Genomic DNA, 22906 nt, shown 5'->3' with positions numbered 1-22906 from the left:
CTAAACCCGCCCCTACAATTGTGCCTAAACCCGCCCCTACAATTGTTACATTTGGCAAAAAATTGTGGGGTTCAAAAAATCAGGGCGCACGGAGCGTTCTCCCCCACGGAAGTCAAGATCTATCTTAACAATCCACGATTAATTGAAAAATAACAAGCAGATTTATCAGTTCAAAGATGAAATAACACAATTTAACCAAGTGTGGGGGGGGGTTTTGCAAAATTTGTCGGGGGGGTTTTTGCAAAAATTGTTGGGGGGGTTTTTGGCAAATTTTTTGGGGCGGTTTTAGGCAAATTTGTTGGGGCGGGTTTAGGCACAATTGTAGGGGCGGGTTTAGGGACTAAATTCAGATATTCACAGATAACGGAAAAACAAAACCCGCCCTCCCCACAGATAACGGAAAAACAAAACCCGCCCTCCTCACCGATAAATGAACTTCTTGAAGAAGTCGGGGATCTGAGCATCTAGCACTTCACAACTCAAACAGGATAGCTATATTAAACCTGTACTTGGTAATTTATCGCCGTTCCTTAGGATCACCTTCAAAGGGTTGAACACCTGTCTCTGGATATTCGTCATCGGTAGCGCCAAAGATTCGCTTGACACCTCCCCAGAGATAATCAAACATCTCCTGTACTCGCTCTAAAACCGTCATAGCTTCCCTCCGCTTTTCTACAGGTTATCGTCAAAACCGCTTCAAAATATGTTCTTGATAAATAAGGGTGAACAGTTGTTAACCCATCCCCAATTTAAGATAAAAGAAGACCTTGGCTCTAGTTCGCTCAACCGAATGCTAGTTTTCACTCAGTTGACTTGAGTCAGCCTATCTGCATTTATACTCAAAGCGAGTGATAACTTAAGAGTCAGTGATTTAATTGAACTGGGGATGAGCTATTGTGATCACAACTGCATTTTAGGATACATGGCGCTAACCATCATCCTCTAAAAGTGGTACTTTGGCGACTCTTCAATACAGCATTGTCCTGACTACACCTCAAGTTCAGGTTCTCGTTGAGCAAAGTAGTTACTCAAGAAGGTATTAACCAAAGATAGGACAATCGGACCAACAATAAACGCGGGTAAACCACCAACGGTGAATCCAGGTACAGCCACGGCGGCTAACCAAAAACATAATCCATTGACCACCACAGAAAATAATCCGAGTGTCACAATATTCAAGGGGAGAGATAGTACAGACAGAATTGGCTTAATAAATGAATTCACCAATCCAATGGATGCTGCACCTACTAAAGCAGCCGGAAATGTGGCTAGGTCAACCCCTGGAACAACTAAATCAACAACCAATAAGCTCAAGGCTGTGGCTAACAAGGTAAAAAAGAATGCCTTCATAAATTCGTCCTCGCTGGTAAGCGTTAAATAATACTACTGTTACTATCTATCCTTATGTGTCTGCTCGTCATCTCTATAGAGATAGATTTTACAGCCTCTCACATTGGCTTTCTTGATAAATTGAGGTGGGTTGGGTTTTTGCGAGGTACAAGGGAAGCATGTCACCTTTGTAGGTTGGGTTGAGGAACGAAACCCAACGCCATCGAGAGCCAGTTGGGTAACGCTTACGCTCTACCCAACCTCCTTGAGAGTTCTGTGCTGTCCCTAACATGCTCCCAGGTACAAGTCCCACAAAAGCTAGTAATAAGAATGCTCGCGGCTTTCAAGGCTACACTTATTTATGGTATTTGCATTTTCATTTGACGACAAAATCATTCTCCAGATGGAGGCTAATAACCGACTATAGCCGTTACTATTTACAGAGTAATCAATGTACTTACTTTAGTAATCCTTATGAAATTACTCCGAATAGTTTTAGGAATCCTTCTTCCACCAGTGGGGGTTTTTCTGACCACAGGAATTAGTTCAGCCTTTTTTATTAACATTTTGTTGACCCTGTTAGCTTGGCTTCCGGGTTCCATTCATGCGGTTTGGGTCATTGTCAAACATGAAGAAAGATACGTCTAATACCGTTATCCTGTATGTAGAGACGTGCCATGGCACGTCTACAGGGCACGTCTGCATGGCACGTCTGTTTTATTTATATCGACCTTTTTTTGAACCAATAGTTTAGCTTGTTTAAATGGTAGTCTTTAGCCACCTCTATTGGGTGCATATCACCTTTGTAGGTTGGGTTGAGGTACGAAACCCAACGCCATCGCTATTCTTGAACATTATGTACTTTCCCTGACATGATCCCCCTCTATTAGCCAATCAGGAATACCCTCAAGCATTAGTATTCCTGCGTCGGCATAAAAATTGTTAAACCTCCAGGAATACATTCCACATGAATTGGAGTTTCGCCAATAATTTCTCCATCCAGGGCAATTTTTTGGGGAGGTTTCGCGGTCACTTTAACGTAGCGAGTTCTGATATACTTAATAGCCTCATGTTTGGCACTTTCCCCAAAAATAGCCGATAGCAAGAGTTCATAAGAGGCGCTAATTGCATTGACTTGATTTTTGGGAGTGACGACGGTTAAATCAAGAAGTCCATCGTCATAAACAATACCAGCCGGTCCTTGAGCTAAAATTGATGTCGGCGGTGCTGCATTGGCTACCGTTACTGCTCCTGCTGTAATGGTAACGGTATTCTCGTCTGTCTCAATCTTTGCCTCAAAAGGTTCCAACTCACCGAGCTTTTGTAGTCCTGATAAGACATAAGCTAGCATACCAAAATTATTTTTTAGCTCTCGATCTGCATCTTCAACTGTTTTGGCTTCAAAACCAATTCCGGCTAGCAGTACCATCGGCTTCCCATTACATCGGGCTACATCAATTTCCTGGGTTTTTCCCTCTAAAATAATTTTACAAGCTGCTTTAATCGTGTCAGGAATTCCCAACGCTGAAGCAATGGCGTTAGCCGTTCCTCGGGGAATAATACCTAAGGGGATACCTGTTTCTACCACGACGCCAGCTGCAGCTGAGAGAGTCCCGTCACCTCCAGAAGCGATGATCATCTGAACACCTTGCTCAACGGCAGTTTTCGTCAGTTGCTCCGCATCCTTTTCTGGCGTGGTGAATTGAACATCAAGTTCAATTTCTGGCTCCAAAATATTAACGATTTTATTTAAATCTTCGTCGGGGTCTGTTTGACCAGCAACAGGATTGAAAATTAGGCACGCGGAACGAGTCATAGTGAGTAATTACTGCCTAAAAAAATTTATGCAGGCTTTGATTTGAGCTTTACTTTGCTTTAAGGAAAAACAAGCTCAATTGGTTGATTTAGGGAGTTTAAGTATATATTGTATTAGCTCCTGATTAACAATGCCATCTATAAAAATACGTATTCCTCAAGAAATACTTCTCAAGCTAGAGGTATAAGTCTAGCTGATTCGATATGCTTGAGGATGTAGAACTAGATAAATATATCACTATCACTATGAGTACGGAAGATCGGATGAAAGCCACAGCCAAAAATATTGAAGGAAAAGCCCAGGAAGCCATGGGAGAGATTACGGGTGATCCTGAAGATAAAGCGGAAGGTAAAGCGAAACAAGCTGAAGCTCAAGTACGACATTCGGTAGAGAATCTCAAAGAGGAAATCAAGAAAAAAATTGACTAATTTGTTTGCGTAAATTTACCGACAAAGCAGACGCTATTTGTAGGGGCAATTCATGAATTGCCCCTACTACCATAGAGAGGGGACTTGTGTAAGTCTTGTTACATCCGATGCATTTTCCTGCCAATCATCTTGCCTAAGCCACCTAGGGGCCAAGATAGCAAAAGCAGTACGGGAACAATCTCCAAACGTCCCATCCACATCAAGACAATCAACGTCAACTTACCTAGCCAAGGCAAATTAGGATGGGTAATTCCACTAGATAAGCCGACACTTCCGAGGGCTGATGCGGCTTCAAAGATAATGTCACTTAAACTATACTGAGGTGTAACGATATGGACTAAAACTACAACACCAATCGCAATTGAACTCACCCAGAGTATTGCCAGAACAGCCGCCGACTCAATCCGACGATTCGCTTCATTTTCCTTAATGACTTCGCCATCTAGTACATAACGCATCATCTGATGGGGTTTTAGGGTAATGCGTTGAAAGCGCCACACAATCCCTTTAAACAACGATACAATTCGAGTCAATTTTAACCCACCGACTGTAGAACCGGAAGCCCCACCGCAAATCATAGCGAAGGTTAATAAGAGTTTGGTTGTGGGACTCCACAATCGTAAGTTTGTCGTACTAAAACCACAGGTTCCCAAGGCTGAAGCCCACTGGAATATACTATCAATCCAAAGAATTTGACCTCTAAACCAATAGTCTTCGAGTACCAGCACCACGATACCCAAAGCTAGCAGTATCCACAGCGCCCGATGTTGAGTATCTTGCCAGAATGCTGATAGCTTTCGCTGGCGAATCAGTTGATAGTGAATGGGAAAACTAATCGCCCCCGCTATCATGATAGGGATAACAGCTAACTGAATTTGAGGACTATAGGAACCAATACTATTATCAGTGATGGCAAATCCCCCTGTTGAAATCCCCGTCATGCCATGATTCAGCGCATCCCACCATGGCATTCCGACTAAGCGCAACCAGACGACACTCACTACGGTGAATAGCAAATAAATCCACCAAATTTTACGTACTGTCTCTGTCACCGTTAAACCAATTCGCTTCTGGCGTCCTTCAGCATAGTAAAGTTGATAAGCATCCGTACTGGGTTCCAAGACTGAAACCATCAGCACAATCACACCCACGCCGCCAATCCATTCCATAAAGGAACGCCACCACTGGATACTACGCGGCAAATCACTTGAGCGCAGTGCCATGCTTAGTCCTGTACTGGTAAACCCGGAAAATGCTTCAAATAGGGCATTCCAGGGTTCCTGAAAATTAAGCATAGTCATGGAAGGGAGAGTAACATTAGCTAAATGAGATGCAATTAATATCAATGGGATAGCACCAAAAAAGGGAATTAATCCCCAGCTGAGGGCAACAGCCACCAATGCATGAGGTAGACGTGAGGCTTCTGCATGGCGAAACAGACGATAAAGCCCTTGTGCCGCTGCTAATGACGCTAATGCTGTCCAGAAGAAGGGCAGTATTGCATAATATTCACCCAACAAAATAGCGATAGGTAGAGACACTAATGCCATTACTCCTGGGACATGAAGAAATAGACCTACGTCACGCAGGATTGTTTTAATACGTTGATTCACGATAACCAATAAGTTTGAGTTTTGTGTAGGGGCGGGTTTCACTATTATCGTTTCTTCCTTCACCCGGATAGGAATAAACCCGCCCCGACCGAGTTTTGAGTTACGTTTTATTCCTTATCAGAATCTTCCATCATCCCATAGAGATAATTGGCAATAATCATTATTTGAGACATAAGAGTATTTTGCTCTAAAGGATTCCCTTTGATAATGCAAAAATATTATCTAATTTGCAGGCAAAATTATATCTATCGCCGGGATGAAATTTTACCCTTGACTCTATATGCCAAAATGGTGAGGGTGGGTTCCCAGACTGCTCGATATTAGCTCTAATTTAATTTTTTCTCCCCCAAGGGCGGGTTTAGTCAAGTTATCGGTTTGTCACCATAAGTTATCTGGAAAACCCGCCCCTACACCCCTGCTCCCCTTACCCAATTAACGGTCACTACCAAACTTATTTGTAATCCACGCTGATTGGTAAGGCTGTAGTTTAAATTTATCATGAATATCGGTAATAATCTGCCCACTAATTATGTCACACCACTCATCCGTGGCAATTAAATTCAATTCTAATAACCCTAATGTTTGTGAATTATCGCTCAAATTATGGATCGAGAATATACTCTGCTCTCGCTTCATACTTTGCCGCCAAAACACTAATAGCGCCTGATTTAAAGGATGTAGTGTATACTGCGTCGCATTGGGATGAAACGCCTGCTGACGGCGACGAATTTGAATCAATCGAGACAATTCCTGAAACACGATCGCGTGAGGTGAGTTTACCTGTTCTAACTCCCCCTCCAGTTCCGCTATATCCCAACGGTGGCGGTTGATTGAGCGTTTTCTGCCCGTCTGCTGCATCCTGGCGCGATCGCTACCCGTCCCTAGAAAACTGTGAATATAAAATGCGGGAATTCCTTCTAAGGACATCATAATCGTTTGTGAGCAGATAAAACGCTGAATCTGCCATTGATCTTCCCCATTTACGGTTCCCTTCAGGGCATCAAATAAAGAAATATTCATTTCATAGGGAGTTTCTGTTCCATCCGGTTGGCGACGATAGCTAATTTCTCCGCCAAATTGAGTAACACATTGGAGTAACGTCTCATATTCTTCATCCGACAGCAAGCCCTCCGCCGGACGCAAACCGATGCCATCATGAGATGCGGTAAAATTCAAATAGGCACAACCTATTGGTGCAGGGGGCATACTCATCATCCAGGTTTTTAGATGATCGGATTTTCCCTGAAGTAAAGCATTAAGCAACAGCGGCGGTAGACTAAAATTGTAAATAATATGCGCTTCATTTCCGTTGCCAAAATAACTCAAATTTTCTCGGTTTGGCACATTGGTTTCTGTAATAATTACCACCGCCGGATCAACCTGTTGTAACAGTTCCCGCAGTAGGCGGATCAGGGCGTGGGTTTCGGGTAAATGGATGCAGGATGTACCAATTCGCTTGCACAAATATCCCACTGCATCGAGTCGGATATATCTAGCCCTAACATTTACCACATAAAATAACAGGATTTTGACATACTCCACCAACACATCCTGATTGGCAAAATTGACATCAATTTGGTCAGCGCTAAACGTCGCCCAGACATGCTTTTCGCCGTTTACGGTATCAACTTTGACCAATAAAGGGCTACTACGGGGGCGAACCACTTGGGATAAATCAGTGGTTGGGTCAACTTCAATAAAGTAATCACATCCCGGTTTAATCCCCTGTTTAAACTGTTCAAACCATGCACTCTGGCTGGAAACATGGTTAAGCACTAAATCCAGCATTAAATCGAACTTTTGGGCAATGGATTGAATATCCTCCCAGGAACCTAATTCGGGATTAACCTTGAGATAATCAATGATGGCAAATCCGTCATCTGAACTGTAGGGAAAAAAAGGTAAAATATGAACGCCGGTTATTGTATGCTGAAGATAGTGTTCGAGAAACTGTTTCAGCGTCACCAATGGTTTTTGATCACCCTGACGATAGATACTGTCGCCATAAGTAATCAGTAGTATCTGCTGTTCATTCCACTTATTGGGATTTTCCGCTCCTGAATCGCAACAGTGGGGGTGCAACAATTGTAATAAGTGAGCCGCTAGTTGCTCGATATCAGTCTCTGGATAGATGACTTCTAGTAGCGGCTTGATGCGTGACTCAAAAGAGTTGACCAGTTGGCTTGACGGCGACATAACGTTCAAACAGATCATTGGGAAATAGTTTGTCGGGAGGATATCAGACTGAGTAAAGTTCAATTTTTCCCGAAACCCGACACTCAGTAGTACCTTCAAGTTCCTTGTCACCCCCTCAGGTTTATGGCACTAAAGTGCCTACTACGAACCTACGAACCCTGTTCCCTGTTTCCAGTTTGTATAGATTATCACAGCATAATTCTCAAATTAATTGAATAATCAGACGGTTGTGCAGAGGTGTCGCTAGTCTGATGGACTATAAGCAAGAATTGATCACAACGATTCACGACTTTGGCTGTAATCTGGATGCTCTTTTGACTAGATTGACCCGCTTAAGTGATGAATCTCCCACGGCTGTCTTAATTCCAGCGCTCTACGAGGAACTCGAAAGACCCGCGTTAGCTAAAATTCGTGATCATCTCGCTGCTTGCGCTTTCGTCAAGACGGTTATCGTTTGTGTGAATGCGCCAACAGTGACTGATTATGCCAAAACCTTACAATTTTTTCAAACCCTACCGCAAACTACCCTAATTCTTTGGGAAAATAGTCCACGAGTCACTCAGCTTCTAGCGGATGTGCGGGAGAGGGGGCTGGATTTACTGAAGTATAAGGGAAAGGGGTTAGCGGTTTGGTTAGGGTTAGGCGTAGCGTCTCTGAGTGCTGACGCGATCGCACTCCATGATGCTGATATTATTACCTATGACCGCTCCTATCCACTCAAACTGCTGTATCCCTTGCTGGATAAGGAATTCGGCATTGACTTTAATAAAGCCTACTATACCCGTTTAAGCAATTATCCCCAGCGTTTTCATGGGCGAGTGGTGCGTTTGTTTATTGCGCCGTTACTCAATGTGTTAAAGGAGGTGTTCGGTGAAAAGAACTACTTACGCTACCTGAGTGCTTATCGTTACCCCCTAGCTGGTGAATTTGCCTTGACTAGCGATTTAGCCCTACACACGCGCATTCCGTCAAATTGGGGTTTAGAAATTGGCTTACTTGCCGAAGTCTATCGCAGTATGCCATCTAAACGCATTGCTCAAATTGATTTAGGTATTTTTGACCACAAACATCAACCTTTGGGTGAAGATGTGAATTCGGGGTTGCAAAAAATGTGTCGCGATATTTTCCGTTCCATCCTGCGAACTTTAACCGAAACTGAACAGGTGGTGATTACCAGGGAGCATATCCATGCGCTGCGCGTCAAATTCCGCCGGGAAGCTCAAAGCTTCACCCGTAAGTATTTTATCGATGCTCGCTTCAATGATTTGTTCTATGATCGCCACCAAGAAGAAATCGCGATCGAATGTTTTGAACAGGTTATTTCGCACGCAGGTGAACAGTATTTTAATGATCCAGTAGGCGCTCAGATTCCCGATTGGACAAGAGCATTAGCGGTTATGCCTGATCTGCGCGAACGACTCATCTATTGTGTTCAACAGGATGTTGCTCAAGTTACCGCCCAAGTTTTAGCTTCAACTCTGACACCTGAGAGGGTAAATCCCTTGCATTTTAAGTCGCCAGCATTGCCAGCACAAACCCTGGAATTGAAAAACGGCGTCGGAATTCCTATATCTCGTTAAATGGATCTGTAGATAGTTTCATCGGTTGAGTCGGTAGGTTTAGTTTGGGTAGTAAGAGACTCAAAGACTAAACTCATGACTCCTAATGATCGGACTAAACCCCATACTCGATACACTTGGATTAAGATAGGAGCCGCCTTGAGTGCGATCGCGGCTATCCTAGCCCTAGCTATTTGGTGGGCATTCCGCACGCCCTCTGAATCTTCTGTATCTCCATCCAATGTCTCACCCGCCTCACCCTCTCCACCTGCTTCGCCGTTGACTCCAGAGTTGGTTCCACCCCCTTCAGCCTCACCAGAGTTATCAGGAGAACCAACAAATCCGGAAAATCGTAATTGATACTTTCATCTTCTTCAACAAGTCAAGGATCTAATTCTTCTCCTGCTTTTTTTGCTTTTTCTGCTTTTTCTGCTTCTCCTCTTTCTGGTGTTGGACTTCGATGACGGTGTGTACATTCCCCCGTGGGGCAAAATCGCCTTTTATCGTTACCTCTAAAGGATCACAGGCTTCTACAAAGTCATCCAAAATCTGATTAACGGATTCTTCGTGAGAAATGTAGCGATCGCGGAAACTATTGATATACAGTTTAATCGCTTTGAGTTCTACCACCCGCTCATTGGGAATGTAGCGGATATGGATGGTGGCAAAGTCAGGATAACCTGAAAAGGGGCATTTACAGGTAAATTCTGGCAACGTGATATCAATTTTGTAATGACGCCCAATCCGAGGATTAGGGAACGTGATTAGCTGTCCCTCAGCAATGGCACGTTCGCCATATTTCATCGTCGGTGCATCTGAGACAGCAGTGTTCTGAGTTGGGGGATAAGTCATAAGCAGCGAAGAGGATTATTTGTTATGTGTTATTTGTTATTTACCCATGACAAAAGTGCAGCTTAGAATCCTAAAACGGGTTAAAGTCATCATAGATTGAAGGATTCGATTCCCAGTCTGGGCAATTTTCATCATCCCAACCATAGGGATGCATTCCACAGACTAATAAATTTCCCCCGTAGACTTGACCGTGGTAATGACTACAACCGATACAAGCAGGATGTCGTTCGGGTGTGGGATCTACGGGATAGGTAAAGCCCATATCAGGCTCATTCGTAATATCTATCTCGTCATACTCCAAATAGATCTCAAGAATTGGTTCAAAGATATCCTCTAAGCATTTATCTATTTCTGCACCAATGGTATTTTGCCATTCTTCAGCAAAGTCTTCGATGATATCCGCAACTTCCACGATAACCTCATCGACTATATCTACCAATGATTCCAGGGATTCCAAAAAACTTTTAGACCACTCATCCATAGGGGAACGGATAGTAAAAACTTCTCCTAGTTGGGCAAATCCTCGCTTAGCTAGAGGTCGGTCATGGCTAAGAGGGGGTGTTTGTTTAGGATAGTACAACAATAGCCAATCGTCAGGGGTTGAGTCGAATCGTTTTTGCCGACACTACCATCCAAACAAGTTAGATTAAGCTGTCGTGTATTAAATTTACACGTTTTCACTTATTTAGACGTAGGGACTGATTCTCTCCCTGTTTCCAGACGTGCCATGGCACGTCTCTACAGGGTTCTATTATTCACGCTTGAGCCGACGCAGTTCCTCTTGCATCGCCTGTACCTGTTGGCGCATGGCGTCAATATCCTGCTCTTCGCTAGAGGTTTGCTCCTCGTCGTCAGAAATAATTTCAATCCGGCGGGGTTCAGTCGCCGTCTTTTGGGGTTGTGGAGGTTGAGCTGATTGCTGCTGCTGTTGAGCTTGTTGAACCATATCATCAACCATCTTGCGAGCTTCTTCAGTGGTCATTTCACCACGAGCCACCAGTTCATCTGCCAGTTGTTGAACTTGAGTTCGCAGTTCCCCGATTGTTCCCCCAGCTCTCTCACTAGCATACGAGGCTAAACCAACGCCCAGATAAAACGCTCTTTGAAACAGATTTCTCAAGTCCGGCATAATAACTGATGCTCCTTTAAGTACGCAAGAACCCTTTTCTAGGATACGAGTGACGCTGGCAAACTGCCTACTTCTATAGTGTATAGAGAAACATGAGGGGATGGAAAAGGATATCAAGCTAACAATTCATCCACGGACAGGGTAAAACCCTGTAAGGCTTTCTGGGTACTCACAACTTGACCCGAAGTAAACATTAACCCCTGATTTTCCGTCATCACCATCACCCACCGGCTCTCCGGAAACACCAGCCAAACTTCTTCACCCCCCGACTCTAAATACTCCTGTGCTTTTAGCAACACCGTCTCGGCTATATCCGTTGGCGAAACAATCTCAGCACACAAGGGAAAACTCTGAGGCAACGTAGCCACATTACCAAACTGCGCCACCAGTTCCGGGGTCAGATATGCCACATCCGGAGAACGTCCCTGCTTATTGGTGCGACAAGGCACATCAGTATAAACTTTTCCACCTTGTCCACTGGAGTTTTTGTAATCGTCCCAGTAACGACCTAGCTTCAGTTGAATTTCACCATGTCTGAGTGTCATACCGTTTTTTTCCACCAGTTGACCATTTACCCACTCCATTTTCTCAGGAGGATTGACCATAAAGTCGTCCAGTGAGAACTGGTTCGGGACAAGAGTTGCCGTTCCCATTATTATTTCCCCTTCCTGATTACATTTTCGAGTATTTCCCTATTTTCTACTAATTTATCCGACAACAACAACCCGTCATTTGTCATTCGTCATACTCGCTCCCGAAAAGAAGCAAGCTACGTCATTTGTCACTTGTAACTTATTGTAGTGGACTGACACAGCTAAAATTGTGGAATAGATTTGACGGTGAAATTGGGCGCACACCGTGCGCCCCTACAATACTAATCCACCATTTTAGGTGTGCCACGCCAGTAGGTTGGGTAGAGCGTAAGCGTTACCCAACAGGCTAACCCAACGAGAGCGGGTTACTCTACCCTTCGGGTTCTCCTCCGGAGTACGAGAAGTCTCCACCTACAAAGTTGATATGCACCCTATGTTTCTACTTGGGTTCTCGAATGGAACCCATGAATAAAATCGTTCCCGTTTGATTATCGCGAATCGCACAGAAAAAGGGACGGTCAACCACCATCTCGAAGGGGGTTTGGGGAATAGTCGCAGAGGTAAGAACCATACCAACAGAAGTCGCTGCTGCTGCTTCTGTGCCTTCTTCATTCACTTCGACAAAGGTTTTATGTTTGACTTGATTAATTAAAACATCTGCCTCTGTCATATTAGAAAAATCAGCCCGACGATCAAAAGCAACGTCCATCCCCAAGGCTTTTAAGGCTTCGTTGAGTTGAATTTCGTACTCCAATTTAAAGCGAGGTAGTACGATTGAGCCATCCCGTTTACCGAACTGATTCATCCATTGTTGCCAATTTTCTGGAGTGAGTTGCTGCTCAAAGGTATCTAGACTAACATTTTCACGGGGGAGGAAAACATAGAAGCTTAGGCGTCCTTTCCCGTAAGGTAAGCTGATGGCTTGTACTGTGTCATCTTCATAATATTGATATTCTCCCGATTGAGACATCATCGGGTGTTCTTTCTGAGTCCCATCAGCTAAATAAAAGGGACGTTCAACTGTCTTGTCTTTATCAAATTTATCCGCCCAATTGCCTTTAAAATAGATAGCATTGATTAAAAATAGAATATCATCGGGTTGGATTTCACTAATAATTTGCGGTATTTTGCCGTTAGTATTTTCCTTGACCCAGTTATTTATGATACGTTTGGCTTCAGGGTTAGCAAAGTCTAGATCGGTTACTTTAGCATCATAAAATTCCTGATTGCGTTGCCGGAAATCAGGTTTAAATGAGATACCTTGTCTTGCCCAAAGCGAGTTGGCGATAGATAGCTGAATATCAGAATCGGCGTTTTCTAAGGTAGTTTTTAATGCTTCATTTGCCTGGTTTACGTCTGACAGACTCATTCCTTGGAGTTCTAGCGCGTTTGCCATAGCTGCTTGGGTTTCACCCCTGGCCCCATTGTACGTCATGGCTAGCGCGATCGCGACGCTGTTTGGGGAGATAAAAACGTTCTTATTCCTATCTTGCTGAAGAATCTCAGAAAATAACTTGAATCCAAATTTGGTATTAGCTTCAACGATTTTGGTATCCACAGACGGATTAGGTTGCTGTGCGGTTAACTCTGGCTTTTGATGGTTTGGGGAGTTTTGGGCATTGATATTTTGGCTGATTAACCCGGCTATAAATCCGGCTAAAACGATACATGCGGCGATAATCCCTGTGCGACGGAGTGTCTTTTGATTCATTAGTATACCTCGATAACCCGTGTTCTGTTTAAGGATGACTGATTTGGGTTAGAGGTGTTCCACAGGTTGCTGTTTTGGTAACGAATCTGCAAGAGGAGGCGATTAAAATCGCTGCTACACAAACTTTCGTCCGCCTGCGCGGACTGGGTGATAACGGGGGTAGCTAACCCGGATTTGCTATTAACAATGGGAATCCGCTCAATTTGCTTGGACTGCTTTATATTCTTGACCCTAATGTCACAATAAGAAGCCATCAACTGATTTCCACTACTTAAAATTTGTGTTACTCCTCATCAAAGGAATTCAACCTTTCCTATCATTTCTTCTGGTTCAAGCAACTCCCAAATTAGAACCAATCCCCGTATAATTTCACCGATTGACCGACTGCCTTGATGACAGTAAGCAATACCAACGTGAGGAATTCCCGCTTCATGCAACCGCAGGAAGTCTGTATCTTGAGTAAAAATGACCCGACCTTGAGAACGGGAAAACTCTAATTGTACTTCATCCGGTGCGGCAATCAGTCCTGCTTCGGGTGTAGTCGTTACATTAATGCCACGACTGCGTAAACCCTTAGCGATCACACTACTGATATTTTCATCCATGTGGAACTGAATCATGTCCGCCCGCCATTTCGATTCCTCAATTTCTGCTGAACTAAAGAAGATGTTTTTGCCTGTAATTGTTGGGCAAAAGCTTTATCCTCTCGAATTTGCTGTCTAATTTCTTCTCGATGATCGTGATAATATGCCAAGGCAGCGTACACATCAGCTAAGGTGATGGTTGGATAGTGTGAGATGATCTCATCCGGTGAAAGTCCCATTTGTTCATGCCAGATCACCACATCCTGCACTTTAATCCGATGTCCAGCAATGCGGGGTTTACCGCCACATACACCGGGAGTTATTTCTATATGTTCTGATATTACTGATTCCATCTGTATTTCCGGCAAAAAATAAGGCGAATAGTCTTAAATCGTAGCAAAAACAGAGTCGAGCAGGAGAGTGCGAATATCGCGTGCCATTTATAACAACGAATTCAGTGTTTCAGGGTCAGCAATACCGCGCAGGATAGCGTAGATAATCATAGAATCGTCCATATCCAAGGACTCACACAGCACATCCTCATCTCGTTCACCCTTTAATATTTCACGGATAGCAGCGACAAGATGACCCCAGCCAGCTTGTGTCCATTCTTCCAGTGTAGGTTCTAGATGTTCCCTAACTTCTGCATTATTCACGGCGGCAACCACCCCTGCAATACACTGTCCAATTTTCCGCAACTGATCCCACGTTCCTGGAAATGCTGCTCTTGCGTGCCGTGACAAGCGACGATATTCTACAGCTTGGGCAGTGTCGCCCTGTTGGTAGGCAATATCTGCCAAGATTTCATAGGTATTCCAAATCTCAGTCGCCGCTGGGTCTAAGGTTTGCTTAATAGCCAATGCTTCTTCTGCCAATTGTCGCGCTTCTTGTAGACGGTTAGGTTGATTTTGCAGGAGGTTGGCAAGATTACTGAGTGACCTTGATACTTGCAACCAATCTTTCACAGATGTTGCTGCGTCAATAGCCTTCCGATACCAAGCCTCTGCTGCGACAGATTTACCTACAGATTCATTAACCGAAGCTAAATTGTTCCAAGTCTGTGCTAATCCTGGCAAATTACCCCGAGATTCCCTAATTCTGGTTGCTTCTCGGTATGCTTCTTCTGCTGCCTTCCACTGCTCAGCTTTTTGGTACACCATACCCAGGTTATGCCAAAACACAGCTTCTTCTGCTGGTTCATTCAATCGCTGGAACTTCCTCAGCGCTTCCGAGTAACGTTGTTTGGCTTCTGCTATGTTGTCTTGAAATAAGGCGAGTGTGCCGAGTTGTCCATTGACTACAGCTTCTCCTCTGGCATCACCAAATTCCTGAGCAAGGGTAAGGGATTGCTCATAAGCGATTCGCGCCTTACCATAATCCCCAATCTCCTTGAACGCATCTGCTAGAGCAGTCTTCAAAGTTGCGATCAGCCGTTTCACACCATTAGATGCTTTTAACTGTGTCGCAACTACCAACCCCTGACAATAGAGCGCTATAGCCTGTTTCACTTGACCTTGTTCTGCTAAGCACCGCCCCAACTGAGTCAAAGTCCAACAGTGTTTGTAACTTGGTTGTTCGCTCAACTCTACCAGAATCTCATTAAACACTTGTGCCGCGTCTTGATAGCGACCATCACTGAATAATTGTTCCCCAAAATTACTGCGGACGAGATACCATGCCTGGGAACCGATCGTCCCATCCACCTGTTTTGCACGTTCGCAGAGTACATCGCGATCACGATTGAGTCTCAAGTAGTCGATCAACTTATTTATAAAGCTCACAAACTCCACTGCCCATTCTTCACCTACATCCAATGCACCATTAACCGCATAAAGTAAATTCGGCAGTTCTCGACGAGTAATGTCACGGACTTTATAGGGATATGGTATATCTTCGTCATACAACGAGGCAGATAGTAGATAATACTGCTTCCGATGACAGGCAAGCAGTTCTATTTGCGCTTCAGAGGAAAGACGCGACCACAAGGCAGGGGCTAAGGTAGGATGAAACTTAAGATAAGGCACACAAAAATCGGACAAGTGTTCAGGCTGAATCAAACCCGTAGCTTCTAAAGTGGGACGTAGCTTTTGCCATTGTTCCTCAGAAAAGTCCGTAACCAACAGCAATAGATCCTCCAAAGCCCCACCCTGAAACACCCCCAACCGAGGTAACAACTGCTGCACCTCATCATCCAACCGTTCCAGGGATAAATTTAACGACGCCAACAAAGGATTATCTGGGGTTTGGGCAACCAACGCCTCCAACCGTTCCCCCAATTCTGCCGGACGACGAATTTTCAACTGTCTCGCCAACAACCCAATAGACAAGGGATGAAAATCAACCAACTTAAACAATCTCTCCAACACTTCCCGTTGCGGCAGGTCAAATTGGGGTGGTGGAGGAAACTCCATCAACTTCTGGAAATATGCCAGCGCATCTTCTGGTGCTAACCCACCCAACGGTAACGACCGATGTCTCAAACTCCCCTCAGTGGCATAATCAGGATGGTGAAAATCTAGCATCCGAGTCGTCAGTAACACCCGACAATCCCCCACCTCAGACCAGTCTTTCGCTACATCCAATAACTCTCGCAACGGCTGCGGCTGCAAGCTTTCCAAGTTATCCAAAATCACCAACGTCGGCGTTTCCTGCAATGCCTGATTTGCCGCCGATTCATCCACCAAACTCTTACCTAACACCGTCGCCAGGGTACTCACCGCCAACCCCACCACATCCACACCCTGAAATGCCGCATAATCGACAAAACATACCCTCTCAACCATTCCAGTGCGGTGCAACCAGCGCCCTGCTTCCTCAACTAAAAAGGTCTTCCCCTGTCCGCCAAAACCGGATACAGTAATGCGGCGCGTCCCCTGTACAAACCACCGTTCAATCTGCCACAATTCGTGACTGCGACCAAAAAATCCCGCTTCATGTAATGGGCGGATATTGCCCCAGATTGACCTCTCCCCCTGCCCCTCTCCTGCAAGGAGAGGGGAGTAAGAGTTGGAGTTGGTATCGGAGTCTTTCTCCCCCCTTGCTTCGCTCTTAAGGGGGGCTGGGGGGGTTAAGTCACTCAAAAATGGTGTATCCTTCCCCGCCTGATACAACGCGGGTAGAAACCAATCCTGCAATCTCAGCGTTATCCGCTTGTCTCCCCGTTGCCGTTCCCCTCGTTCCTGGTTTAAATACAAATCCCGCCGTGCATTATCCAACGCCTCGCCTATCCCTTCCCCCGATACCAGACGCCGATAAAATGTGGCAAACAACTGACGGGCAGTTCTCACCAATACCGAATGCGTCATCGCCAATACTGCCGGAATCCCCGCATGGGTTAACCTTGCCGCCACACACCCCATCGCATCGTCTTTATCCTCACCCCCCATCGCCGCCGACTGACAGGCAGATAGGACAATTAACCCTACCTTTTGGCGATTGAGCATATCCGCCAAGGTTTCAGCACTAATCAGCGCTTGTTTTCCGTCTTTATCCTCAAATAACAGATATCCCGTATTACTATCATCTCCATTCCCCCCTTTCGTCGGTGCGACTGAGTTATTGAATTTTGCCCGTTCTCGCCACCGCCCATCGGAGTCAAACACACCATGCCCATCAAAATGTACGATATCGATAGGCAGTTTATGTCGGTCTTCTAACCGTGCCACTAAATTATCTAATGTCGCTGGACACAGAAACTCCACCTCAACTCGTCCGGCTGCTTCTTGTTCAATCGCATCCAACACCGCCTGCGCTTCTCCGTATGGGTCAATGAATGCAGCATCGCTGGGACGACTCACGATAAACAGCAAGCGCAATTTATCTTTTACCTGTACCTTAAACGGTTTCCGTCCACCCCCTGCACCTGCCAAACGGCGACGAACAGAAATCCGAGGATTATCATGAACTAAATACGTGCCGTCGGGGTCGCGCAATAGTTCCCAAGGTAGGGATAAAATGGCGGGATGACTGGCACTAATTGTCAGCAACCGTCCGGATTCATCCTCATCCTGGAACGCATTAAACAGTCGCTGGGCAGGACGTTCACCGAAAACAGCGTTAAATAAATCTGCGCCCCATTTCTGTAATTTTGCCTCAATTCGCTTTGCTGTTTCATCATCCACGTCTGTGGTATATCGGCTGCCGTAGATTTCTAAATACCACTGGATGTCTTTTAGGTCTTCTTGACTCAGGGGCGAGACAAAATCAAGCGTGTCAGTCGCGTCATCGTCAAATGTGACAATCACTTGATTAATTTTGGGAAAGCGCAGATTTAACTCCAGCATCACTGGGAATAATCCTCACAGAAAGCCTTAATTCCAATATGGATCACAGTCACGGCAATGGCAACGACTAGGATTTCCAGCGCCGCGCCGGAAAATCCCATCATCACTAACAATACGCCAAACTTATCTACAACATCTTGATTATTCAAGTCTCCCCACTTTTTCCACTGACTATTCAGTAATCCTCCTTCTTCACATAAATCGCTTTTCGCCGCCCGTCCAAATTTGTGCAAAAAGCGTTCTGGCTTTTCTTTGGTCACTTCTTCAATGGCTTGGCTTTGCTTAACTGGGAATCCTGGTGGCGTTTCTGGAAGTTTGGTTGGCGAATAGGGTGGTGTTTTCAGTTCCTGAAGTTGGCGATCAATTTGAGCTGATAGTTCCGCCGTTTTTTCTGGCGTAAAAATGTTAGTCATACTGGGTTTATTTCTCAATTTAAACCTTGATCGGGGCGGGTTTATTCACATCTAGGTGAGGGAATCAAAGATAGTCGTGAAACCCGCCCCTACAGATGCGCGATGCCTAACTAAAACTCTATCGTTCCGGTACTGTCCACCAGGCTAAGGCGTAAGGTTGAGAATTTTCATTCTCCTGTTGACGATATTGAACCCGGATTTTATAGCGACCTGAAGCCGGAACGGGACAGAATATATGTTCCACACTATCTACTTCGCTTACAGAAGCGCAGGCACTTTTACGGGTATCATTTTCATCAAGAGGTATCAAATAAAGGTCGAGATTATTCAAACCGCGATCGCGAAAACTTTCGCCAACATCATACACCTCATTTCCATTCTCATCTTTTAACTCAACGAAACGATCCCACGCCAGTGTCAGCGCCACATAACTATCTGCCTTTAAAGGTTTTTCTAAGACATAATCCTGAAACGATTTGGTCTTAACTGAACTATAATCCCAACCCACAGGCGGTACAGCTTCCGTTGCTCCCCACTGACCGGGACTAAATTGTTGATAGGCGCGGAAAACATTGAGATGTCCTGTCCCCATTTGCATATCTATGGGAATTTTGGCATCAAGATAAGCATCCGATTCTACCCAAGTGTAATTATCTTTGCTCAATAGGGTGCGGCTCATTCCTAGATGCAACCCATCCCCCTCGTCTTGGATTTTGTCAGCGGAGTTAAGTAACACCGCTTTCATCACTTCATGGCGTCTTGAATCCGTTGTCCATTGGGGTTGATTGGCATGGAGTTGGCGATCGCCAAATTCTTGAATTAGGGCGACTGAGGCGGTAATATGAGGCGCGGCGAAACTTGTCCCACTCACCTCGACAATTTTTCCATCCAGGTCGTAAACTAAAATCTGACTTCCTGGTGCGACTAAATTAACCGCACGGCGAGTTCCCTGGTTAATTTCCCGTTGAATTAAACGCCGACCAATTCCCTCTGGCTGATCACTCAAGTTGGCAAAGTCTACCTTGGTAAATTGTCCTTGCCATTGTGTAGTATAGGCAGTGGTAATCCCGTTATAGTGATCGGTGGGAATGGGAATGCCACCTTTGCCTTGGTTGCCTGCAATCACGTAGAGAACATTATGAGTCCGAGCTGACCAATCAATACATTTTGTTAACAGGGCATTGCCATCGAGCGCCGCTTGTGTTCCTCTGGCATCTCGTTGCAGGGATTCACCAAAACTAAAGTTAATTGCCCGCACATCACCACTATTTTGCAAGGCAACGTGCTGGGCTGAAAGGCATTCTTCTGGCTGTCCACTGCGGATTGGGGAACCGACAGCCGAGGCGTAGAGTTTAGCGCCCGGTGCAACTCCGGGTAAGGTTTTATCATTACTGACCATGACACCCGCCACCATTGCTGCATGGGTATCCACATCTGTATCCGCTTTCGCGGGTAGATCGCGATAAAAAACCCGCTCAAGTGCGATCGCGGGATTCCAAGATACAGCTTTATCGACGCCAAATAAGCCCGGTCTACCGATTTCCACCTGACCAATAGCTATTTTATGACCTCTCAAGTTATAGGGGGGAGCATGGAGTCGCAACGCATCAATTCCAGCTTCTCCAATCGAAATCGGTGACGCTAAGATTGGGGTGGTCAGGGTAGAGAGTCCCACACCTCCAATCATCCATCCCAGTTTTTTGATCAGCGACCGCATAGCCAAGGCAGGTTCTCCTAACTTGAAATATAGTTTTGAGGGTGTGGGGGTGGGTTTAGCCACTTGATATTGCTATTAATGATAACCTTTCTACAAAACCCTCTTAGGAAACAGGTTTTACTGAGTCAAGCCATGTTCAAGGGCATAACGGACTAACTCGGTACGGCTATTAGTTCCGGTTTTGCTAAACAAGCGACTGACATATTTCTCCACATTGCGGACACTGGTTTCCAGACGGCGAGCAATTTCTTTATTCATCAGCCCTTGGGCGACCAAATCCAAGACACTTTGCTCGCGTGGCGTAAAGTCGATGCGGATGGGCGGAGGGGTTTGTGAAATATTGCCCCGTTGAGCCAACATTTCCCGAATCGCGGTCAGCTCTTTCTCGATATTCCCTAAATCTGCCGTACCCGCCGTTTCCTGAGCAGTAGCCGCACGACGTTCTAGCAAATTCTCCACCATGGCGACCAATTCATCCGTATCAAAGGGTTTAGACAGATAGTAATCACAACCTGCCTGATAGCCTTGAATTCGGTCTGTGGTCATCCCTCTAGCCGTGAGAAATATCACCGGCAGTGATTTGAAGCGAGGGTCTTCTCGCAGCTTCTTGAGAAACTGATACCCATCGACTTGAGGCATCATAACGTCGGTAATTACCAGATCGGGAGTTTTTTGTTGCAACATTTGCCATGCATCATTGGCATTACTGGCAACATCGACGGTAAAACCACCCACCTCTTCTAAATAGGCTGGGACTGATTCCCGAATCCCCGGTTCGTCATCGACCAGTAACAGTTGTGCTGACATCTAGAACTTCCTTTACCCTTACTTCTCCTAATTTAATGGAAAATGGGCATCAACGGAGTAGAACTGACAAGCTCAACCGAATAGTTGCTCACAACCCCTACCTCAAATTATTACTCCAGTCGGGGTAGAAAGCTTCAAATGCTTCTATTCACGCCGTTTTTCGTGTTTTTCTTTCCCAAAAGAGAGTTAACTTTCTCCCTTACCCTCTTGAAAAGATTTCCACACAAGCGGACACTAAGACTTGAGAGTCTATCGGCATTCCAGAGGTGTTTCGTGAAAAGAGTATTAGGTATCATTCTCGGAGGTGGCGCGGGCACCCGCCTTTATCCATTGACCAAGTTGCGGGCTAAACCGGCTGTTCCCTTGGCGGGTAAATACCGCCTGATTGACATTCCGGTCAGTAACTGCATCAACTCCGAGATCTATCAAATTTACGTTCTTACCCAATTTAACTCAGCATCCTTAAATCGGCATATTGCCCGCGCTTATAACTTTGCTGGCTTTACCGATGGATTTGTGGAAGTCCTTGCTGCCCAACAAACCGCTGAAAATCCAAGCTGGTTTCAGGGAACAGCAGACGCAGTTCGTCAATACTTGTGGCTACTAGAGGAGTGGGATGTTGATGAATACATCATTCTATCCGGCGACCATCTTTATCGGATGGACTATCGCCATTTCGTGGAACACCACCGTCAAACTAAAGCCGATATCACCCTTTCTGTGGTGCCCATCGGTGAGAAACTGGCAAGCAGTTTTGGTTTGATGAAAATTGATCACACGGGCAGGGTGATTGATTTCAGTGAAAAACCCAAAGGTGATGCCCTCAAGCAAATGCAGGTGGATACGACGGTTTTAGGGTTGAAACCGGATGAGGCAAAGGAAAAACCCTATATTGCCTCGATGGGAATTTACGTCTTTAGTAAAGAGGCGTTGATCAAGTTGTTGCAAGACAACCTGGAACAGACCGACTTTGGCAAAGAAATAATCCCCGGAGCATCGGCGGATCATAACGTTCAAGCCTACTTGTTCAACGACTATTGGGAAGACATTGGTACCATTGAAGCGTTCTATGAAGCCAATCTAGCCTTAACTCGGCAACCCCAGCCGCCCTTTAGCTTCTATGACAAAGAGGCACCGATTTATACTCGCGCCCGTTATTTGCCTCCGACCAAACTTTTGGATAGTCATGTGACGCAATCGATTATTGGAGAAGGCTGTATTCTCAAAGATTGTCGTATCCATCACTCGGTGTTGGGAGTTCGCTCTCGCATTGAAGCCGGTTGTGTGATTGAAGATACTCTGATCATGGGAAGTGACTTCTACGAACCCTTTGCCGAACGTAAATCAGGTGTAGATACTGGACGTGTACCCTTAGGGATTGGTGAAGGAACCACAGTTCGCCGTGCCATCATTGACAAAAACGCTCGCATTGGTCAGGATGTTCAGATTGTGAACAAAGATCGAGTCGAGGAAGCCGAACGTGAAAAACAAGGCTTTTTGATCCGCAATGGCATTGTCGTTGTTCTCAAAAATGCTGTAATTCCCGATGGAACCGTCATTTAGGTCTTTCTAGGGAAATGGGGACGGTAAAATTTTGAGGGAAGTAGGGGCGGGGAGAGACTATTATCGTGTTTTTCCCGCCCTGATGTGACTCGCGCCCGCCCTTACAACTATATTCCCTTAACTGGATAGCGGGAAATCCACACTCGTTGAGTCAGCCAAAGCTGAGCTAATTTTTAGCAAAAACGCCGGAAGCCCCACGCCGTCCTGAAAGGCGGCGCTGGGATGGATAGGCGGTTAATCACGCTTGGTTCGATACCAAGCGTGATTAACGAGTAGGTGCATTCTGTCCGCGAATATATCGTTCCAGAACCTC

The 22906-nt window shown here is 45.3% G+C and carries 21 protein-coding genes; 5 read left to right on the top strand and 16 right to left on the bottom strand.

What is annotated here, in order from left to right; all coding sequences use genetic code 11:
* Positions 1–517: 517 nt before the first annotated feature.
* Together RIM23_RS14055 and RIM23_RS14050 are read right to left on the bottom strand one after the other, a co-directional pair.
* Positions 518–655 carry a hypothetical protein gene (locus RIM23_RS14055; RefSeq protein ID WP_446334391.1) on the bottom strand — a complete coding sequence of 46 codons (138 nt, stop codon included), beginning with the start codon at positions 653–655 and terminating at the stop codon, positions 518–520.
* Between the two features lie 332 nt (positions 656–987).
* Positions 988–1350, bottom strand: coding sequence for a phage holin family protein (locus tag RIM23_RS14050; protein ID WP_446367863.1), 363 nt, complete (start codon positions 1348–1350; stop codon positions 988–990).
* Between the two features lie 453 nt (positions 1351–1803).
* On the opposite strand from RIM23_RS14050, the gene RIM23_RS14045 reads away from it, so the two are divergent.
* Entirely contained in the window at positions 1804–1977 is a 174-nt protein-coding gene (locus RIM23_RS14045) for a YqaE/Pmp3 family membrane protein (RefSeq protein WP_446360058.1), read from the top strand.
* 265 nt (positions 1978–2242) lie between these two features.
* On the opposite strand, the gene RIM23_RS14040 is transcribed toward RIM23_RS14045, so the two are convergent.
* Entirely contained in the window at positions 2243–3145 is a 903-nt protein-coding gene (locus RIM23_RS14040) for a YegS/Rv2252/BmrU family lipid kinase (RefSeq protein ID WP_446367862.1), read from the bottom strand.
* Positions 3146–3390: 245 nt separating this feature from the next.
* Here RIM23_RS14040 and RIM23_RS14035 point away from each other — a divergent pair, with 245 nt between their 5' ends.
* Complete coding sequence (locus RIM23_RS14035) at positions 3391–3573, top strand: CsbD family protein (protein WP_446336322.1); 183 nt, start codon at positions 3391–3393, stop codon at positions 3571–3573.
* Positions 3574–3671: 98 nt separating this feature from the next.
* On the opposite strand, the gene RIM23_RS14030 is transcribed toward RIM23_RS14035, so the two are convergent.
* Both RIM23_RS14030 and RIM23_RS14025 read right to left on the bottom strand, forming a co-directional pair.
* Positions 3672–5123, bottom strand: coding sequence for a TrkH family potassium uptake protein (locus RIM23_RS14030; protein WP_446367865.1), 1452 nt, complete (start codon positions 5121–5123; stop codon positions 3672–3674).
* Between the two features lie 495 nt (positions 5124–5618).
* Complete coding sequence (locus RIM23_RS14025) at positions 5619–7382, bottom strand: sugar phosphorylase (RefSeq protein ID WP_446367861.1); 1764 nt, start codon at positions 7380–7382, stop codon at positions 5619–5621.
* A 251-nt stretch (positions 7383–7633) separates the two neighbouring features.
* Here RIM23_RS14025 and RIM23_RS14020 point away from each other — a divergent pair, with 251 nt between their 5' ends.
* The gene (locus RIM23_RS14020) at positions 7634–8962 is read left to right on the top strand and encodes a glucosyl-3-phosphoglycerate synthase (protein ID WP_446367860.1); all 1329 of its coding nucleotides are present in this window, start codon (positions 7634–7636) and stop codon (positions 8960–8962) included.
* A gap of 75 nt (positions 8963–9037) precedes the next feature.
* Positions 9038–9301: a hypothetical protein gene (locus RIM23_RS14015; RefSeq protein WP_446367859.1), complete on the top strand. Its 264-nt coding sequence runs from the start codon at positions 9038–9040 to the stop codon at positions 9299–9301.
* 30 nt (positions 9302–9331) lie between these two features.
* On the opposite strand, the gene queF is transcribed toward RIM23_RS14015, so the two are convergent.
* The 11 genes from queF to RIM23_RS13960 form a co-directional block, all read right to left on the bottom strand.
* A complete protein-coding gene (gene queF, locus RIM23_RS14010; protein ID WP_446367858.1) occupies positions 9332–9793 on the bottom strand; it encodes a preQ(1) synthase in 462 nt (153 codons plus the stop codon).
* Between the two features lie 70 nt (positions 9794–9863).
* Positions 9864–10376 (bottom strand): hypothetical protein, encoded by a 513-nt coding sequence (locus RIM23_RS14005; protein ID WP_446358129.1) that lies wholly within the window; start codon positions 10374–10376, stop codon positions 9864–9866.
* A 168-nt stretch (positions 10377–10544) separates the two neighbouring features.
* Positions 10545–10922, bottom strand: coding sequence for a hypothetical protein (locus RIM23_RS14000; protein WP_446367857.1), 378 nt, complete (start codon positions 10920–10922; stop codon positions 10545–10547).
* 113 nt (positions 10923–11035) lie between these two features.
* Positions 11036–11575 carry a Uma2 family endonuclease gene (locus RIM23_RS13995; protein ID WP_446367856.1) on the bottom strand — a complete coding sequence of 180 codons (540 nt, stop codon included), beginning with the start codon at positions 11573–11575 and terminating at the stop codon, positions 11036–11038.
* Between the two features lie 379 nt (positions 11576–11954).
* A complete protein-coding gene (locus RIM23_RS13990) occupies positions 11955–13226 on the bottom strand; it encodes a serpin family protein (protein WP_446367855.1) in 1272 nt (423 codons plus the stop codon).
* Positions 13227–13519: 293 nt separating this feature from the next.
* Entirely contained in the window at positions 13520–13846 is a 327-nt protein-coding gene (locus tag RIM23_RS13985) for a DUF5615 family PIN-like protein (RefSeq protein WP_446358136.1), read from the bottom strand.
* Positions 13843–14163, bottom strand: a complete 321-nt coding sequence (locus RIM23_RS13980) for a DUF433 domain-containing protein (RefSeq protein WP_446358138.1) — start codon at positions 14161–14163, stop codon at positions 13843–13845. Before RIM23_RS13980 ends, RIM23_RS13985 begins: the two co-directional genes overlap by 4 nt.
* Positions 14164–14250: 87 nt before the next feature.
* Positions 14251–18093, bottom strand: a complete 3843-nt coding sequence (locus RIM23_RS13975) for a tetratricopeptide repeat protein (RefSeq protein WP_446367854.1) — start codon at positions 18091–18093, stop codon at positions 14251–14253.
* On the bottom strand, positions 18093–18506 hold the full coding sequence (locus RIM23_RS13970; RefSeq protein WP_446367853.1) for a hypothetical protein: 414 nt from the start codon (positions 18504–18506) through the stop codon (positions 18093–18095). The genes RIM23_RS13975 and RIM23_RS13970 overlap by 1 nt, the downstream gene beginning before the upstream one ends.
* Positions 18507–18624: 118 nt before the next feature.
* A complete protein-coding gene (locus RIM23_RS13965; protein WP_446367864.1) occupies positions 18625–20223 on the bottom strand; it encodes a S8 family serine peptidase in 1599 nt (532 codons plus the stop codon).
* A 117-nt stretch (positions 20224–20340) separates the two neighbouring features.
* Positions 20341–21030 carry a response regulator transcription factor gene (locus RIM23_RS13960; RefSeq protein WP_446337402.1) on the bottom strand — a complete coding sequence of 230 codons (690 nt, stop codon included), beginning with the start codon at positions 21028–21030 and terminating at the stop codon, positions 20341–20343.
* A 273-nt stretch (positions 21031–21303) separates the two neighbouring features.
* Between RIM23_RS13960 and RIM23_RS13955 the strand changes: the two genes are divergently transcribed.
* Entirely contained in the window at positions 21304–22593 is a 1290-nt protein-coding gene (locus RIM23_RS13955) for a glucose-1-phosphate adenylyltransferase (RefSeq protein ID WP_446367852.1), read from the top strand.
* Positions 22594–22906 lie beyond the last annotated feature (313 nt).

Origin of the sequence: Coleofasciculus sp. G3-WIS-01, from assembly GCF_040223135.1 — a bacterium.
In the GTDB taxonomy this organism is placed as follows: domain Bacteria; phylum Cyanobacteriota; class Cyanobacteriia; order Cyanobacteriales; family Coleofasciculaceae; genus Coleofasciculus.
The sequence above is the reverse complement of the archived record's forward strand: the minus strand, read 5'-3'. Positions and strand labels throughout refer to the sequence as shown.